This window comes from Brachyspira innocens ATCC 29796 (assembly GCF_000384655.1).
Taxonomy (GTDB): Bacteria; Spirochaetota; Brachyspiria; order Brachyspirales; family Brachyspiraceae; genus Brachyspira; species Brachyspira innocens.
This window is the reverse complement of sequence record NZ_ARQI01000105.1, coordinates 25,968-42,617: the sequence shown is the minus strand read 5'-3', so window position 1 is coordinate 42,617 and position 16,650 is coordinate 25,968. Positions and strand designations below refer to the sequence as shown.

General features: G+C 30.2%; 16 protein-coding genes. 11 read left to right on the top strand and 5 right to left on the bottom strand.

Annotated elements, in window-relative coordinates:
* The first annotated feature begins 181 nt into the window (after window positions 1–181).
* A complete protein-coding gene (locus tag F811_RS0106600) occupies window positions 182–1,294 on the top strand; it encodes an ABC transporter permease (protein WP_020004484.1) in 1,113 nt (370 codons plus the stop codon).
* A 41-nt stretch (window positions 1,295–1,335) separates the two neighbouring features.
* Window positions 1,336–2,289, top strand: a complete 954-nt coding sequence (locus tag F811_RS0106595) for an ABC transporter permease (RefSeq protein ID WP_020004483.1) — start codon at window positions 1,336–1,338, stop codon at window positions 2,287–2,289.
* A 108-nt stretch (window positions 2,290–2,397) separates the two neighbouring features.
* Here F811_RS0106595 and panC read toward each other — a convergent pair whose 3' ends face one another.
* The 5 genes from panC to F811_RS0106570 all read right to left on the bottom strand — a co-directional run bounded on the left by panC (window position 2,398) and on the right by F811_RS0106570 (window position 9,448).
* Window positions 2,398–3,240 carry a pantoate--beta-alanine ligase gene (panC, locus tag F811_RS0106590; RefSeq protein ID WP_020004482.1) on the bottom strand — a complete coding sequence of 281 codons (843 nt, stop codon included), beginning with the start codon at window positions 3,238–3,240 and terminating at the stop codon, window positions 2,398–2,400.
* Window positions 3,241–3,244: 4 nt separating this feature from the next.
* Window positions 3,245–3,706 (bottom strand): hypothetical protein, encoded by a 462-nt coding sequence (locus F811_RS0106585; RefSeq protein WP_020004481.1) that lies wholly within the window; start codon window positions 3,704–3,706, stop codon window positions 3,245–3,247.
* 192 nt (window positions 3,707–3,898) lie between these two features.
* Window positions 3,899–7,093 carry an efflux RND transporter permease subunit gene (locus F811_RS0106580; RefSeq protein ID WP_020004480.1) on the bottom strand — a complete coding sequence of 1,065 codons (3,195 nt, stop codon included), beginning with the start codon at window positions 7,091–7,093 and terminating at the stop codon, window positions 3,899–3,901.
* A 146-nt stretch (window positions 7,094–7,239) separates the two neighbouring features.
* The gene (locus F811_RS0106575; protein ID WP_020004479.1) at window positions 7,240–8,703 is read right to left on the bottom strand and encodes a TolC family protein; all 1,464 of its coding nucleotides are present in this window, start codon (window positions 8,701–8,703) and stop codon (window positions 7,240–7,242) included.
* Between the two features lie 28 nt (window positions 8,704–8,731).
* Window positions 8,732–9,448, bottom strand: a complete 717-nt coding sequence (locus F811_RS0106570; RefSeq protein WP_020004478.1) for a TetR/AcrR family transcriptional regulator — start codon at window positions 9,446–9,448, stop codon at window positions 8,732–8,734.
* Between the two features lie 290 nt (window positions 9,449–9,738).
* On the opposite strand from F811_RS0106570, the gene F811_RS0106565 reads away from it, so the two are divergent.
* From F811_RS0106565 to atpG, 9 genes are all read left to right on the top strand, one after another.
* Window positions 9,739–10,074: an STAS domain-containing protein gene (locus F811_RS0106565; protein ID WP_020004477.1), complete on the top strand. Its 336-nt coding sequence runs from the start codon at window positions 9,739–9,741 to the stop codon at window positions 10,072–10,074.
* Between the two features lie 135 nt (window positions 10,075–10,209).
* Window positions 10,210–11,121 (top strand): F0F1 ATP synthase subunit A, encoded by a 912-nt coding sequence (atpB, locus tag F811_RS0106560; RefSeq protein WP_020004476.1) that lies wholly within the window; start codon window positions 10,210–10,212, stop codon window positions 11,119–11,121.
* Window positions 11,122–11,172: 51 nt separating this feature from the next.
* Window positions 11,173–11,394: an ATP synthase F0 subunit C gene (gene atpE, locus F811_RS0106555; protein WP_008723511.1), complete on the top strand. Its 222-nt coding sequence runs from the start codon at window positions 11,173–11,175 to the stop codon at window positions 11,392–11,394.
* Window positions 11,395–11,420: 26 nt separating this feature from the next.
* Entirely contained in the window at window positions 11,421–11,921 is a 501-nt protein-coding gene (atpF, locus tag F811_RS0106550; protein WP_020004475.1) for a F0F1 ATP synthase subunit B, read from the top strand.
* A gap of 41 nt (window positions 11,922–11,962) precedes the next feature.
* Entirely contained in the window at window positions 11,963–12,511 is a 549-nt protein-coding gene (atpH, locus tag F811_RS0106545; protein ID WP_020004474.1) for an ATP synthase F1 subunit delta, read from the top strand.
* A 27-nt stretch (window positions 12,512–12,538) separates the two neighbouring features.
* Window positions 12,539–13,180, top strand: a complete 642-nt coding sequence (atpH, locus tag F811_RS0106540) for an ATP synthase F1 subunit delta (RefSeq protein WP_020004473.1) — start codon at window positions 12,539–12,541, stop codon at window positions 13,178–13,180.
* 29 nt (window positions 13,181–13,209) lie between these two features.
* Window positions 13,210–14,709, top strand: coding sequence for a F0F1 ATP synthase subunit alpha (gene atpA / locus F811_RS0106535; RefSeq protein ID WP_020004472.1), 1,500 nt, complete (start codon window positions 13,210–13,212; stop codon window positions 14,707–14,709).
* Between the two features lie 3 nt (window positions 14,710–14,712).
* Window positions 14,713–15,552 carry a beta-1,6-N-acetylglucosaminyltransferase gene (locus tag F811_RS0106530; RefSeq protein WP_020004471.1) on the top strand — a complete coding sequence of 280 codons (840 nt, stop codon included), beginning with the start codon at window positions 14,713–14,715 and terminating at the stop codon, window positions 15,550–15,552.
* A 15-nt stretch (window positions 15,553–15,567) separates the two neighbouring features.
* On the top strand, window positions 15,568–16,446 hold the full coding sequence (gene atpG, locus F811_RS0106525; RefSeq protein WP_020004470.1) for an ATP synthase F1 subunit gamma: 879 nt from the start codon (window positions 15,568–15,570) through the stop codon (window positions 16,444–16,446).
* Window positions 16,447–16,650: the final 204 nt, after the last annotated feature.

Below are 16,650 nucleotides of genomic sequence, written 5' to 3'. Positions count from 1 at the left end.
GAGCATAACAATAATGAGATATATTATACTAAACAAGCGAGCCGAAGCCAGCTAGTGAGTTCACTCGCTAGCTTATTAAGGCGAAGGCGAGCATAACAATAATAAAATAAAAACTTGTGAGCGGTATTAACTAACAAGTTTTATAAATATTAATAATGTATTGTTATAAAAGGAGTACTTAATGGATTTCAAAAACAAATTGGCTAGTATTTTGGAGAAAGAAGGATTTATTAATATATTCTCTTCTTTTCTTGCTATTATTATAGGTTTGCTTTTAGGGCTTATAATACTTTTAGTAAGTAATGTTTATGATGCTTTTCCAGCCTTTATGACAATACTTTCGGGCGGTTTTTCTGGAGGAAGCAGGGGAATGGGACAGGTTATATATACTGCTACACCTTTGATACTTACAGGGCTTTCTGTAGGATTTGCTTTTAAAAACGGTCTTTTTAATATAGGTGCACCTGGTCAATTTATAGTGGGTGCTTATGCAGCTGTACTTGTTGCTATTAAATGCACATTTCTTCCTCCTGCTTTGCATTGGGTTATTGCTTTGCTTGTTTCTTTTATAGCTGGAGGTCTTTGGGCTTATTTACCTGGTTTTTTGAAGGCTCATTTTAATGTTAATGAGGTTATTTCAAGCATTATGATGAATTATATTGGTATGTATTTAGTTAATTACCTCGTTACACTTACGGTTTATGATATGCTTAAAAATCAGTCTCAGAATATTCCGCCTTCTGCTACTATGCCGACTATGGGGCTTAATGTTATATTTAAAGGTTCAAGTGCTAATGGAGGCTTTTTCATCGCTGTAATAGTTGTAATAATAGTATATATCATACTTTCAAAAACTACATTTGGTTTTGAGCTTAAGGCTTGCGGATTTAATAAAGATGCAAGTAAATATGCAGGTATTAACGAAAAAAGAAATATAGTTCTTTCCATGGTTATAGCTGGTGCTTTGGCAGGACTAGGAGGCGGACTTTTATATCTTTCTGGAGTAGGTAAGCATATAGAGGTTGTTGATGTACTTGCTGAAGAAGGATTTATGGGTATACCTATTGCTTTGCTTGGACTTTCTCACCCTATAGGTATATTAATAGCAGGTCTTTTTATTGCCCATATTACTGTTGGGGGATTTTATATGCAGATATATAATTTTACCCCAGAGATTATAGAGATGATTATTGCCTCTATCATATATTTCAGTGCTTTTGCTTTGCTTTTTAAATCCATAGTTGGGTTTATATATAAAAAGCTAAACAAAGAAGAGAAAAATGCTAATGAGTAAACTCTAAAGCTACTTTAGTTAGATAAAAGGAGATTTTTTAAATGGATACAATTTATTTTTTAGTACAGCAGACAATGTTTTTTTCTATTCCGCTTTTACTTGTAGCTTTGGGAGGAATGTTTTCTGAGAGAAGCGGTGTTGTTAATATTGCTCTTGAAGGTATAATGATAATAGGAGCTTTTGCTGGTATATTTTTTATAAGCAGATTAGGTGCTAATTTTCCTCCTACTGTTACATTATTTCTTGCTATGATTATATCTGCTTTAGCGGGTGTAATATTTTCTCTTCTTCATGCATATGCTGCTATTAGTATGAGTGCCGACCAAGTTATAAGCGGTACTGCTTTAAATATATTTGCCCCTGCATTTGCTATATATGTAACAAGAGCTATTCAGACAGTACAGCAGATAAGTTTTGTTAATAATTTTAGAATAGAGTCTGTACCTATACTTGGAAGCATTCCTATAATAGGCGGATTATTTTTTCAAAATACATACATAACAACATATATAGGTTTTATAATATTAGCTTTATCTTGGTTTTTGCTTTATAAAACAAGATTTGGTCTTAGACTTAGAAGCTGCGGAGAACATCCTCAGGCTGCAGATTCTGTAGGTATTAATGTTTATAAAATGCGTTATATAGGTGTTGCCATATCAGGAGCTTTAGGAGGTTTGGGCGGATTAGTATTCGTTATTCCTACTTCTACTAACTTTAATGCCACTGTGGCAGGTTACGGATTTTTAGCTTTGGCAGTATTAATATTTGGACAATGGAAGCCTATGAAGATACTTTATGCGGCATTTTTCTTCGGGCTTATGAAAACTTTGGCTTCTGCTTATTCTGGAATACCTATACTTTCAGATCTGCCTATATCAAACAATATATATAAAATGATACCTTATATTACAACTATAATAGTTTTGGCATTTACCTCTAAAAATTCACAGGCTCCTAAAGCATCAGGAGTTCCTTACGATAAAGGTGCTAGGTAAGAGTAAGAATGTCTAACAATATATAAGCTGGGTTTCCCAGCTTTTTTATTATAATAATAAATGATTTTTATTAAAAATAGTATAGAACTTGGTATTGATTTTTAAATATTATTTCAAAGGCATATTGTCTAATAATCTAGTAGAGCCGCAGTAGCAGGATATCAATATTATAGAGTTTTTTGTGGCAGTTTCTACACTAGTCAAAGTATCTTTATCTGCAATGTCAATATATTCTAATTTAAGCATTTTATGAGTACGCAGATTATTTTTTATTATATCCATTAAATAAGATGATTTTGTACTTGCTTTTTTAAACTCCTCTCTTGCCTCTTTTAATAATGTGTATATAATAGCAGCTTCTTCTTTTTCTCTTTCACTTAATAGACTATTTAAACTGCTTAAAGCAAGCATATTTTCATCTCTTACTATTGGTATAGTTTTTACTGATATATTATATCCAAAATCTTTTATCATTTTTTTTATTAAAAATATTTTTTGATAATCATGCTCTATAAAATAAGCATGCGTAGGAGAGAATATATTAAAAAGTTTTGCTGTTATTGTAACGGCACCTTTATAATATATTGGTCTTTTGATTACTGATATATTATCCATATTTATATAAGTGCTGTAATCATTAGGTATCATCTCTTCAACTGATGGTAAGAATAGTGCATCAATTTCTAATTCTTCTAAAATTTGTTTATCATTATTTATATTTTGAGGGTATTTTTCTATATCTTCTACTTTTGTAAATTGAAGCGGATTAATAAATATACTTACTATAACTACATCACATTCTTTTTTTGCCTTTTTTATTAATGAAATATGACCTTCATGCAAAGCTCCCATAGTAGGGATTAAAGCAATAGAAGAAATGGAAGAAGAGTTTTTATTTTCATTAATAAATTTATAAGCACTTTTTATACTTTTTAAGATGTTTAAAGACATAAGTCTAATCCATTTTTTTTATTATTTTATCCTGATTCGTAGCAGGCTCATAAAAATATAATGCTAGTATTGTTTGAACAGGAAACATTATAACAGCTTCAACAAACATACTAAAACGTCTTATAGTAAATATGATATCTTTTTTTAATACAAATACATTTAATATATAAAGTATTTTAGTAGCAGCAAATGCTAAAAATAGAACTATTATTAAAAAGTAAGGTATTGTATTTGGAGCAGGAAGTATGGTAATATATTTAGGTATTTCATTATTATTAGCATTAATAATAAAAAGATATATTCCAAAAAGATATACAAAAGTAAAAAAAACATCTAATGCAATTGTAACTATTGTTGCATTTTTATATGATATTTCAGGATATAGTAAAGTTCCGCATGAACGGCATTGTTTGGCATATTTATCATTTACAGTTTTACAGGATTTACATTTAATAGTCTTAGCCATAATTTTATTGAGCTCCTTAATTTATAATTAGCTTCAGTGCATTAATTTTTTGTTAATAATAATATTTATAAATAGCAAAATTGTCAACTATCATAAATAAATAATCATTAAACTTTATATAAAAATTATAATCCCTGATATTTATTAAAACATCAGGGATTATATCAATAATTATTTTTTATAATAATTAAATTAATTTGAAGTTGTTGTTATAGTAGTAGTAATCTCCTCTGAAGGACTTTTTGTAGGAGGAATTTTTATTAATCTCAAGTCAAACATAATCATAAACATACAAGGTAAGAATATGAGAGTAAGTAAAGAAGCAAATAAAAGCCCATAAGCTAATGCCATAACTATAGGAATAATAATATCAGCTCTACCTCCTATACCATATACAGTAGGTAAAAGTCCAACAACTGTAGTAACCGTAGTTAAGAATACAGGACGAAGACGCTGCTTAGCTCCGTCAACAATAGCTTTGGCAACACCTTTTTTACCGCCTTCTACACCTTCATCTATGATTTTGTTAATGAGGTCAACAAGTATAATACCATTGTTTACTACAACACCAGCCAAACCAATAATACCTACAACACCCATAAATGATAAAGGCATTCTGTGTATAGCAAAGCCTAGTAATACCCCAATTAAACCAAATGGAATAATTATCATTATCATAATAGGCTGTATAAATCTGTTTAACTGTAATAGTAATACGATGTATACGAATATGAATGCCATAGCAAAACTGAATATTAATTGTCTTATGGCTTTCATAGTTTCTTTTGCTTCACCACCGAATTCTAATTTTAATCCTCTGTACTGTCTGCTGAAATCTTTAAATCTTTCGCTTACTGCTGCCATAACCTGCTGAGAAGTATTTTTTCCATATTCAATGCCTGCAGTTATAGTTATCGTTCTTTGACCATTATAGTGCTTTAATGTTGCAAGTCCGTCAGCAATTTCTACATCTGCTAGGTTATGAAGATAAATAAGTCTTCCGCTTGTATTTGGTATTAAAAGATTAGTAAGGTATTGAATATCATAGGTATAAGGATCATCAAATACTACTCTGAAGTTTAATTTATTTTCAAGCTCCTGTATGTATGTAGCTTCAGTACCATAGTATGCCGTTCTTACCTCATTAGCAACAGTAGCTACATTGACGCCAAGTTCTGCTATTTTATCATAATCAAACATTACTCTTAATTCTTCTTTACCAACTTTGTCATCGTCATCGATGTTGATAACACCAGGTACTGTAGCCAAAAACTCTTTTATCTCATCTTTAGCTTTTTTAGCAAGCTCAGTATTGTTTCCTACTATTTTTATGTCTACAGGATCTCCTGGGTCAATACTTCCTTTTGTATTCATACTAAATATAGGAACAGTCTGTCTTATATCTGTTTTATCTAGTTCGGCATTTATTAAAGCAACAAGTTCATCAGCAGTTCTCTCTCTTTCAGCAGCAGGTACTAAATAAACCATAATACCAGCCAAACTTCCTTTTTCTTCAGATACAACCTGTTGGTCAACCTGTTTTCCTACAAGTGAGTATAAAGCAATAAGCTCTTCTGGTTTTACCACACTTGCAACAACATTTTCTATTTTTGCAATCTCTTTTGTTGTAACTTCTTTAGTAGTACCAGTTGGCATTTCTATATTAATGACTATAGTATCAGCACTAGTATCATATATAAGTACGAAGTTTTTAAAGCTGCTTTGTGCTAAAAATATTGAAGCTATTAATAATGCTACGAAAGCACCTATTACAATATATCTTACTTGAATTAATTTTTCTAATATAACACCAAAAGGTATTTTCATTTTATCAAATAAAGCATCTTTGTCAAAATCAAGAGGGTTTTTAAATTTACTTTTCTTTTTAGGTTTGTATGACTGGTATTTATCTTCTTTATCCTGCAATTGGTTAGGTAAAAGCAAAGTAGCCTGAAGCATACTTACAACAAGAGTAAATATAACTATTCTTGGGAAAAGGTTTAATATTTTACCCATCATACCGCTTATTGTAAGCATAGGGAAGAATGCTGCCACTGTTGTAAGAGTAGAAGCCACCATAGGCATAACAACATCACTTACAGCAAGTCTTGTTGCTTCAAGTCCCTTATATCCAGCCTGTTTGAAGTTGAATATATTTTCGGATACTACTATCGAGTTGTCTACTATCATACCAAGTACTGTAATAATAGCTGCTAATGACATAGTATTGAATGTTATTCCAGTTACCTGCATGTAAATAAAGCATGAGAACATAGTAATAACCATACCTAAACTTGTAAACATAGCACTTTTGAAATCTAGGAATATAATCAAAGTTATAAATATGATTATAAATCCTTGAATAAGGTTTGAAGTAACAATATTCAAAAGAGATTTGATAGTTCTTGAGTTATCCCCCATAACAGATACCTGAATATTATCAGGTATTAAATCAGCATTATCTTTTAGATATTGATTTACTGTTTCAATAGTTTTAAGAATATCAGCATTTTCATTTTTTACGATAGAAAGAGAATATCCAGAAGCTCTATTAACTCTCATAAGAGTAGTTTTATCTTCAAAACCAGATTCCACATGTCCTATATCGCTAACTCTTACTCTCTGACCGTTAAAAGTAGAACGTATTATAACATTACTTGATTCCATAGGGTCTTGAAACTCACCATAAGTTACAACAGTCTGTTCCTTTCCACCCGTTTCTATGTCTCCTCCAGTAGCTCTTACATTCCGTATGCTGAGTGCATTTACAACATCGCTTAATGCTATATAATTTTTCTGCATTTTTATAGGATCTATATAAACTTTTATTTCAGGATCAGTTCTTCCTTCTATTCTAACTTCTCCTACACCTTCAAGTCTTACAAGCTCATTTTCAAGTGTTTGGCTTACATCAAATAATTCTCTCTCATCGCCTTCCATACCTTCTTTGAAGTGAACAGCCAATGTATATATAGACATTTTATTAGGGTTCAAGTCATAAGTTGTAACCTCTTCAACATCTGTTGATAAATCAGGTACGTTCTGCATTTGTCTGAATATTTCATCTTTAACAGGCTGTCTGTCTGGAAGAGTTTCATCTAATGTTACTAATATTATAGCAACGTTTTCAATAATTGTAGTTTCATATTCATCTATACCAGATATACCCTGCAATTCTTCTTCTATAGGTATAACTGCATTCTGCTCTACATCAAGAGGAGTAGCTCCGGGGTATGTCACAGCAATTAACATTTTGTCTAAATCTGTTGAAGGTATTGATTCTTTTCTTAAATTAAAATATTCATAGCCCCCTACAAATAATATTACTATTACTATTATATTTACAAGCATAGTGTTTTTTGCAAAAAATACTATAATTTTTTCCATTATCTCTGCATCTCCTATTTCTGTTTTGTTTATGTTAACTAAAAATTTAAAGACTTAATCATTTGGAGGTTAATAAAAATTAACCCCCGAATGATTTTTATATATATCCCTCTAAATCCTTATCAAATATCTAATAAAAAAATATTTTATTCATAATCAATTGCAAGTAAAGCTCTATAATCGAATATAGTAGTTATAAACTCATACTGAAGATTTAAAAGTTCTGTTTGTGTAGCAACTAAGTCTAATCTTGATGTAAGTAAATCATCAATTTCCAAACGTCCTTGATCTAATTTTTGAAGCTGAGTTGCTATTCTTGAATTAATAGCTCTTATCTGCATTTGCTTGCTTGCTATTAAATTTTTATAAGCATTAAATCTTGAAATATATGTTTGAAGCTGAGTATTATAATCTTTTTCTAATTGATCATACTGAGCTATAATTCCATATAATGAGTTTTCAGCCATTTGATACTGAGCTTTATTTGCTCTGTTTCCTATAGGGTATGAGAACTGTACTCCTGCAAAGAAGTCAACATTTGTCATACTTCCAAAAGACTGAAAATAACCGTCACTGTTTGGGCTAAGTCCATTCAAACTAACACTTCCTACCAAATCTAAATTAGGCAAAGTTCCGTTTTTCATAACTTCAAGAGTATATTCCGCCCTTATTTTTGACTGATATGCAATTTGCCCATTTACACTGTCTGCAAAAGGTACACTTTCCATTTGCATATTGCTTCCCAAATCTAAATAAGCGTCCCAAGTGGTATGATCTGGTTTTATATTGGTTACTGGCATAAAGAAACTTACAGTTGCTAAAAGACTGTCTAAATAAACCTGATTTTGAGCATAATAATCGCTGTATACCATAGTCTGAGTTCTTGCATTCTGATAGGAGTCATTATCTATAAGTCCGTTGTTATATCTGTCTCTCATCTGATTTTCAAATCTTTTAGCAGTGATATACATGCTTCTGTAGTATGCAAGAAGTTTTTCGTACATTATCCATTGATAATAGATTTTCTGATATGAAACAATAACACTTGCATCATCTAATTTTCTCTGAAGTTTTGCTATAGCGAGAGCATATTCAGCATCTTTAATAGGGTATCTGTCTAATTTACCGAAAAAATTTCTCAAAAGAGGCTGAGTAACTTCTATTGTTAGAGAAGGCAGATAATTATTAAAATCTACAGCATGAGTGCCGTCTGGGTATAATTTTCCGCCCAAAAAAGAACTATGTGTTAAATTAACAGACCAAGTAGTTCCGCTGTATGGTATTAATGAACCTACACCAATTCCAGCCTGTATTCCAGCTGCCTCTACTGTAGGTCCTGCTGATGTTGAAGTTGTACTTCCGCTGGATAAACTTCCGTATTTTCCTACAGCACCAAGCTGAGCAGATAAATTAACATCGCCTGAACTTTTAGCACTAAGAAGATTCATTTCAGCATTAGTTTCAGTAACAGCATTTATTTTTAACTCTGGAATCTGATCTCTTATAGTTTCCATATATGCAGCATAAGTTAATGTATTGGTCTGAGAATATAAAATATTCACAGTAAAAAACATTAATAAAAATATTGTACACTCTATTTTGATTTTCATTAGCACTCCTTATCTAAATATCCCTAAATTACTCTTCTTGTTTTTTCAAATTCTCAAAACTGTATTTGCTTCCAAGTAAATATAATACAGTTCTACACAAATTATCAATTAAGTTACTCAAATTAATCTCTAAACTTCTATTTTGTTCCACATTATCTCTATAATAATATAATTTTCTGTCAAAATCATAATATTTAGTTAATATTAATTCAGTTCCTATACCTGCTATAGTCACTATTATCTGCATATAAATATCATTATATTCAGCTATTGGTACAAAATATTTTTCCTCTATCTTTTTATCTATAAATAAAAATAATTCAGTAAGCCAAAAATATAGATTAACATCTTCATTTATGCTTTCTTTAAGCTTTTCAAATCTTTTTTTATCATTAAAAAAAATCGGCTGAAGTTCAAACATTATTTTTCCAAATTCGCTTGCCGTAATGAAAAAAAACTTTTTAAAATATTCAAATAATTCAAATATAACTTTTTCAGGTTTATCGCTATATTTTTCTATGATATCTTTAGGATTTATATTAGTTTTTTTACTATTTAGTAATGAAATAACAATATCATCTATATTTGAATAATATTTATAAACCCCTCCTTGACTTAATTCTGATTCTTTAATAATATCTTTCATTGTAACACTATAAGCAGGCTTTTTTAGAAAAACTCTCATAGCTGCTTCTAATATTATCTTTCTCTTGTTATCAAAATATTCTTGATTTACTTTAGGCATTGTATTATTTTGGCGTTCACCTCTTATTTTTAAAGTCAGTATGAAAAAATAAAAATGATACTAGTGTCATTTTTATTTTAGAATCATATTACAATTAGTTTTTATTGTCAATAGATATTGTATGATAAATTTACAAATTTTTTATATAATTAATATCATACTATTTATACGTATGAATAATTATACATTTCATACATATTAAAAATATTTATAATTAACTATTGTAAAAAATATTATTTAGGTTAATATTAACATATCAGAAGTTTAAGAGAATTAAATGGAGTTTTTTTATGGAAGTTTCTGTTAAAGAACTTGAAAATAATACAGCTGTACTAAAGTTAGATGGAGATATAGATGTATATACTTCATCAGACTTGAAAGATGTTATATTTTCCCAAATAGAATTAGGAGCTAAAAGAATAATAATAGATATGGAAGATGTTTATTATATAGACAGCAGCGGAATAGGGGTATTTATTTCAGCACTTGGTGTTTTTAAGAAGGTAAATGGTAAAATATGTTTTGTAAAAGTTACAGAACCTGTTAAAAAAGTGTTTGAACTTACAAAAATCACAAGCTTTTTTCCAATATTTACAAGTGAAACTGAAGCTATGGATAAATTGTGATTTTTTTATTTTGATTAAAAAATAAATAATAATGGTTGATTTTTTATTTAATAGTTATACAATTATTTGAAATTATTTTTATTTTTTAATTGAATCAAAGAAATTTTCTTAAGTTAAGGGTAGTAATTGTTTATTATGATTAAAGAAGTGATTTTTTTAAGGAAAATTTTTGTATTAACCTTTATTGTTGCAGCTATATTTTCATCTGATATGGTATATGGGGCTGAAAGTATTAATGATTATATAATGGAGGAGATAACAGATAATACATCTGATCCGTTTTATACTATTCCTATAAGATTAGGTCATTATATTAATTTCGATTTTAAGATAACAAAGCATATCATATTAATAACTTTAGCTGGTATTTTATCTGTACTTAGTATGAAATATTTAGCTCATAAGCTTAAACGTCCGTTTAACAGACCTACATACTTACAAAGTATATTAGAAGGTTTAATTGACTATATGAATAAGGATGTTATAGGTGCTACATTAGGCGAGGAAGGCAAAAAATATGTGCCTTTTTGTCTGACTGTGTTTTTATTTGTATTATTTTCAAATATATTGGGGCTTATACCAGCATCGGTGAAGTTTCCTACCGAAAACGGAGGTCATTCATATATAGCAGGCGGACTTGGGGCAAATATAGGGTTTACAGCTTCAATAGCGGTAATTGTGTTTATAGTTTATATTTTTGCGGGTATAAGAAAAAAAGGTATTATAAGATATTGGACATCTTTAGTACCTAAAGGGCTTCCTATACCGCTTATACCTATAATATGGGTATTAGAAGTTATTACATTATTTAACAGGGCTTTTGCTCTTGCTATACGTCTTTTTGCAAACATTACAGGCGGTCACATAATGATGATAGTAATACCGTACTTGATTATTATGTCTGGAACTTTGCTTGTTTCGCCATTTGCGGTGTTGTTTTTGGCATTTATATATGTGCTTGAGATGTTTGTAGCGGTTTTACAAGCTTATATATTCTCATTATTATCAGCAGTTTATATTGGAATTGCTATTAGTGATGAGCATTAATAATAAATAATTAAATGATTTATAATTTTATAATAAAAGGAGAATAAAAAAATGGAACTTTCTATATTAGGAGCAGCAATTGGAGCAGGACTTGCAGCTATAGGAGTAGGATTAGGAATAGGTTTTATAGGTTCTAGAGCAGTTGAGGGTATAGCAAGACAGCCTGAGGTTTCTGGAAAAATACAGACAGCAATGCTTATAGCAGCGGCTTTGATAGAAGGTGTAGGTTTATTTGCTTTGGTTATTTGTATTCTTGCATTATTTACAAAATAATTAAATAAAAATTTGGAGGTATATGTATGGCACTTTTAAAAATAGATCCCGGTATTATCATTTGGACTTGGATCACATTTTTACTAGTTCTTGCTATATTAGGTGCTTCTACTTGGAAAATAATTTTGAAAGGTTTGAATGCCCGTGCTGATAAAATACAGGAAGATTTGGAAGAAGCAGAAAAAACTAGAGAAAATGCTAAAAAATCTTTGGCAGCATACAGGGAGCAGATTGATAATGCTAAAGCCGAAGCCAGTGCTATTATAGAAAATGCAAGAGTTGAGGCGAATAGAATTAGAGATAAAATTATTAATAATGCCAGAGAAGAGGCGGAAGTTAATAAAAACAAAATTATGTCTGAAATAGACAGGTCTAAAGAAGAGGCTATGAATAGTGTTAAAAAACAGGCACTTGATATTGCTGTTGTTATGGCAGAAACTATTCTTAAAAGAAATATCAATAAAGAAGATAATCAGGCTATAATTAATGAGTTTATTAATAATGCAGGTAAAGAAAACAATAAATAAATAAACTTATAAAAAGCATAAGTGTTTTAGGAAGTGATATCATGAGAGAAAGTGAAAAATTAGAAATATTAAAGCCCACAGCTAATGCCATATTTGACATAGCCAGAGAGCTTGGAATGATAAGAGAAATATATAATGAACTTACAGAATGTTCTAAATTGTTTCAGGATATTGATATAAAGAATTATTTTTTTGATAAATTTATTTCTAAGAAAGACAAAAAAGAATTAATAGATAAAAGGTTAAAACCTTTGCTTTCTAAAGAAACTTATGCTTTTGTTTCTATATTGGCAGAACATGACAGTATAGATGTACTTCCCGATATAGCAGGCTTATATAAAGATATAGTAGATGATTATAATAATATAGTTAGAGTGCGTATTATTACAGCTTCTCCTGTTGATGATAAAACAATAGAAGATATTATTCAGACAGTAAAATGTTTTTCCAGTAATGAAATATCTTATGAAACAGAGGTTGATGAGCGTATTATAGGCGGTATAATAGTATATATTGGTTCTACAGTTTATGATTATAGTATAAAAAATCAGATAGATTTATTGCAAAGTAAATTTACGCGAGGTAATTAATCTTAAATATTGTAGGAGATTATGCTTATGGAGTCTATTGCTGACAGCATTTTAAAAGATTTGAAAAAAGAGGTGATGAAAGAGAGCACCAGAGAAAAAGTTAGCAGATTCACACGTATAACGAAAAATGAATCAAGTGCTAAAAATTATGCTAAGGCAATGTTTGATGTAGCTTCTGATGCTGGAAAAATAGAAGTGATTAAAAGCGATTTGGATATTGTTTACTCATCTTTGCTTGTTGATAAGGATATATATGATTTTTTTAAATCCAGTTTTATAGACGGCAATTTGAGAATGCGTATATTAAAGAAAATATATGCAGGTAAAATATCTGAGGAGACTTTTAACCTTATTGCTATATTAATAGAAAGAGATTTGATTCATACTTTATTTGCTATAATAGTAGAGTATGAAAACTTATGCAACGAATATTATAATATAGCAGTGGCTAGAATTATAACGGCGTCTGATATAAATAATATAGATGATATAGAAAAATTAAAAGAATGTATTAGAAATATGATTAAGGACAGAGATGTTCATTTTATATTTAATACAGATGAAAATATTATAGGCGGTATTGTAATAGAGATAGAAGATATTGTTTATGATTACAGTATAAGAAGAATACTTAAAGAATTAAAAACTTCTATTTCTGATGATAATTGATTATATTTTTTACATTTGGGGAATTGATTATGAATATAAAAGCTAGTGAAATTGCAGCGGTTCTTAAGGAAGAGATTAAGAATTATAAAGCTGATTTTACTCCGAATGAAGTAGGGGTAGTTGTAGAAGTAGGAGATGGTATTGCAAGAGTAATTGGACTTCCGCATGTTATGGCCAATGAGATGATACTTTTTGAAAGCGGTGCGGTAGGACTTGCTTTTAACTTGGAAGAAGAAACTATAGGTGCTATAGTTTTGGGTGATTATTACGGCATTAAAGAGGGAAGTAAAGTAAGCAGACTTAAAAGAATATTAGAAGTTCCAGTAGGTGAGGCTCTTTTAGGAAGAGTTGTTAATCCTTTGGGTGTACCTATAGATGGGCATGGAGAAATTACTACTGATAAAAGAAGAGTAATAGAGTTTCCAGCTCCCGGTATTGCTGACAGACAGGCAGTAAAACAGCCGCTTCAGACTGGTATTAAAGCTATTGACTCTATGACTCCTGTAGGAAGAGGTCAAAGACAGCTTATTATCGGCGACAGAGGTACTGGTAAAACTTCTATTGCTTTAGATGCTATAATTAATCAAAAAGGCACTGGAGTAATATGTGTATATGTAGCCATTGGACAAAAGGCTTCTACTGTTGCTGGTGTTGTTGATACATTAAGAAAACATGGGGCATTAGACTATACTATAGTAGTTGCGGCTACTGCAGCTGATTCTGCTCCGCTTCTTTATATAGCTCCGTATGCAGGATGTGCTATGGCTGAATACTTTATGTATGAACAGAAAAAAGACACTTTAATAATATATGATGACTTAACCAAACAGGCTAATGCTTATAGACAGATATCATTACTTCTTAGAAGACCTCCAGGAAGAGAGGCTTTCCCCGGAGACGTTTTCTATTTGCATTCAAGACTTCTTGAAAGAGCAGCTAAACTCAGCGATGAATTAGGAGGAGGTTCTTTGACAGCACTTCCTATCATAGAAACTCAGGATAATGAAGTATCAGCTTATATTCCTACTAACGTTATTTCTATTACTGACGGACAGATATATTTGCTTACTAGTTTATTTATGAGCGGTGTACGTCCTGCTATAGATGTTGGTATATCCGTTTCTCGTGTAGGCGGTAATGCTCAGACTAAGGCTATGAAAAAGGTTGCTGGTACTTTAAGACTTGATCTTGCTTCTTACAGATCTTTAGAGGCTTTCTCTCAGCTTGGTATTGGGCTTGATAAGGCTACTTTAGCACAGTTAGACAGAGGTGCTAAAATGGTTGAATTATTAAAGCAGAAACAATACAGTCCTATGCCTTTTGAAGAACAGGTTGTTGTTATATTTGCAGCTACTAAAGGTTTCTTGGATAATATTGAAGTTGACAGAGTGCATGAGTTTGAATGGAGATTATTGCAGTATATGAAAGCTGATAAACAGAATGTACTTGATGATATTAGAGAGAAAAAAGATATAGAAGATATGGACGGTCTTTATAAAGTTATAGAAGAGTTTAAGTCTAAGTTTTAATTTATGAATAGAATTTGTTTTTTGATAGCGGCACATAAAAATCAGGGTCAATTATTAAGATTAATTAATCATCTTAAAAAAGATTTTGATATTTATGTGCATATTGATAAAAAAAGCAAATTAAGCTTAAAAAGTTTTGATAATGTTAATATTTATAAAAGTATTAAAGTTTATCATGGTGGTGTAAGTCAAGTTGCGGCAACTTTATTTTTGATGAGAGAAGCTTTTAAAAATAATTATGAAAGATATATTTTTATAAGCGGTCAGGATGTTCCTTTAAAAACTAATAAAGAAATTATTAATTTTTTTGATGAAAATAAAGATAAGGAATTCATTTCATTTGAAAATATCAAAAATAATGATGGTATGTATAAAGAAATGTCATTTAGGATTAATGCTTATAACTTTGGAAAACTATATAGAAAACTGTTAAGCAGGAAATTTAGAGAATCTATATCTAATATTCCATTTATAAAGAGAAAAACACCTGAAAATATATATTATGGTTCTTCTTGGTGGAATTTGAGCTATAATGCTATTAAATATATACTTGAATATGTAGAAAAAAATCCTCAGTATTTAAATAGATTTAATTATACTTGGGGAAGCGATGAGTTTTTTTTTCAGTCTATACTTCTTACAAGCAGTTTTAAAGATAAATGTGTGAATGATTTTTTAAGATATCTTATATGGGGTGTAGGTACTCCTATTAATTTGCAGATGAAAGATTATAAAAAAATAAAAGAAAACATAAAAGATAATTTATTTGCACGCAAGTTTGATGAAAATATTGATAATGATATAATTGATAAATTGTATAAAGATTTAGAAAATTCTAATTAATTTGGAGTTTGGATTATGGCAGAGAAACTTAATGTATTAAAAGCAAGAATTAAAGCTGTAACAAGCACACATAAAATAACTAAAACTATGGATATGATAGCACGTTCAAGAACTGCTAAAATACTTACAGTAGAGCAGGGTATGCGTCCTTTTACTCAAAAACTCAACAGAATAGTAGAAGATCTTTCTCATTCTGATATGGATCATGTGCATCCGCTTCTTGCTCCTAAAAAGAAAATAAAAAATATAATACTTTTTGTTGTAACTTCAAGCAGAGGTTTATGCGGCTCTTATAATACTAAAATTTTTGATGAGGCTATGGAGAGGATAAGACACCATCATAGACATGGCAGAGAGGTTCAGCTTCATGTGCTTGGTAAAAAGGGGGAAGCATATTTTGAAAAGCAGGGTATACCAATAGCTAGAAAATATCCGCGTATAGATGAGGAATCTACTTTTGATGACTGTGCTACGGTAGTTCAGCGTTTCATGCATGAATATGCTGTGGATAATGCTTCAAGGGTAGAAGTTATATATACAAGATATTATACAAGGGTGGTTCATATACCTAAAATAAAAAGTTTAATACCTATGATACCTGATGAAGAGGATATTGAAGGTCATAAAATTAAGAAAAAACTTGATTATGTGATAGAGCCTAATATAGAAGATGTATTAAAAGAGATTGTTCCTATGGCTATTAAAACTTATTTTTATTTTATGCTTACAAGTTCATTTTTATCAGAGAATGCCGAACGTTCTATTGCTATGAGAAATGCTACTGATAATGCTGAGAGATTAATTACTGATTTGAAAAATAAAGCCAACAGAGCAAGACAGGAACATATTACTAATGAGCTTCTTGATATTATAGGCGGTTCTGAGGCTATATAATTTATTTTTGATAATAGAAAATTAATGCCATTCATTTTATGAGTGGTATTTTTTTATTTTAAATTTTTTAATTTTGCTACTATACCTAAACAACTATACTTTGTCAATTTTAGTTTTTTCTATTTTATTGTTTGTGGTGGCTTTGCCCCAGCTCTGCGTGCCTTCGGCAACCCCATTTCTTTTGTGACGCTGTCAGCCTTCGGT

Excerpts from the sequence above, each read along its gene's own strand:
- F811_RS0106595 (WP_020004483.1), top strand. The coding sequence starts at position 1,336 with ATGGATACAATTTATTTTTTAGTACAGCAGACAATGTTTTTTTCTATT.
- F811_RS0106585 (WP_020004481.1), bottom strand. The coding sequence starts at position 3,706 with ATGGCTAAGACTATTAAATGTAAATCCTGTAAAACTGTAAATGATAAA.
- F811_RS0106580 (WP_020004480.1), bottom strand. The coding sequence starts at position 7,093 with ATGGAAAAAATTATAGTATTTTTTGCAAAAAACACTATGCTTGTAAAT.
- F811_RS0106565 (WP_020004477.1), top strand. The coding sequence starts at position 9,739 with ATGGAAGTTTCTGTTAAAGAACTTGAAAATAATACAGCTGTACTAAAG.
- atpH (WP_020004474.1), top strand. The coding sequence starts at position 11,963 with ATGAGAGAAAGTGAAAAATTAGAAATATTAAAGCCCACAGCTAATGCC.
- atpF (WP_020004475.1), top strand. The coding sequence starts at position 11,421 with ATGGCACTTTTAAAAATAGATCCCGGTATTATCATTTGGACTTGGATC.
- panC (WP_020004482.1), bottom strand. The coding sequence starts at position 3,240 with ATGTCTTTAAACATCTTAAAAAGTATAAAAAGTGCTTATAAATTTATT.
- F811_RS0106530 (WP_020004471.1), top strand. The coding sequence starts at position 14,713 with ATGAATAGAATTTGTTTTTTGATAGCGGCACATAAAAATCAGGGTCAA.
- atpE (WP_008723511.1), top strand. The coding sequence starts at position 11,173 with ATGGAACTTTCTATATTAGGAGCAGCAATTGGAGCAGGACTTGCAGCT.
- atpA (WP_020004472.1), top strand. The coding sequence starts at position 13,210 with ATGAATATAAAAGCTAGTGAAATTGCAGCGGTTCTTAAGGAAGAGATT.
- atpH (WP_020004473.1), top strand. The coding sequence starts at position 12,539 with ATGGAGTCTATTGCTGACAGCATTTTAAAAGATTTGAAAAAAGAGGTG.
- F811_RS0106575 (WP_020004479.1), bottom strand. The coding sequence starts at position 8,703 with ATGAAAATCAAAATAGAGTGTACAATATTTTTATTAATGTTTTTTACT.
- atpB (WP_020004476.1), top strand. The coding sequence starts at position 10,210 with ATGATTAAAGAAGTGATTTTTTTAAGGAAAATTTTTGTATTAACCTTT.
- atpG (WP_020004470.1), top strand. The coding sequence starts at position 15,568 with ATGGCAGAGAAACTTAATGTATTAAAAGCAAGAATTAAAGCTGTAACA.
- F811_RS0106570 (WP_020004478.1), bottom strand. The coding sequence starts at position 9,448 with ATGCCTAAAGTAAATCAAGAATATTTTGATAACAAGAGAAAGATAATA.
- F811_RS0106600 (WP_020004484.1), top strand. The coding sequence starts at position 182 with ATGGATTTCAAAAACAAATTGGCTAGTATTTTGGAGAAAGAAGGATTT.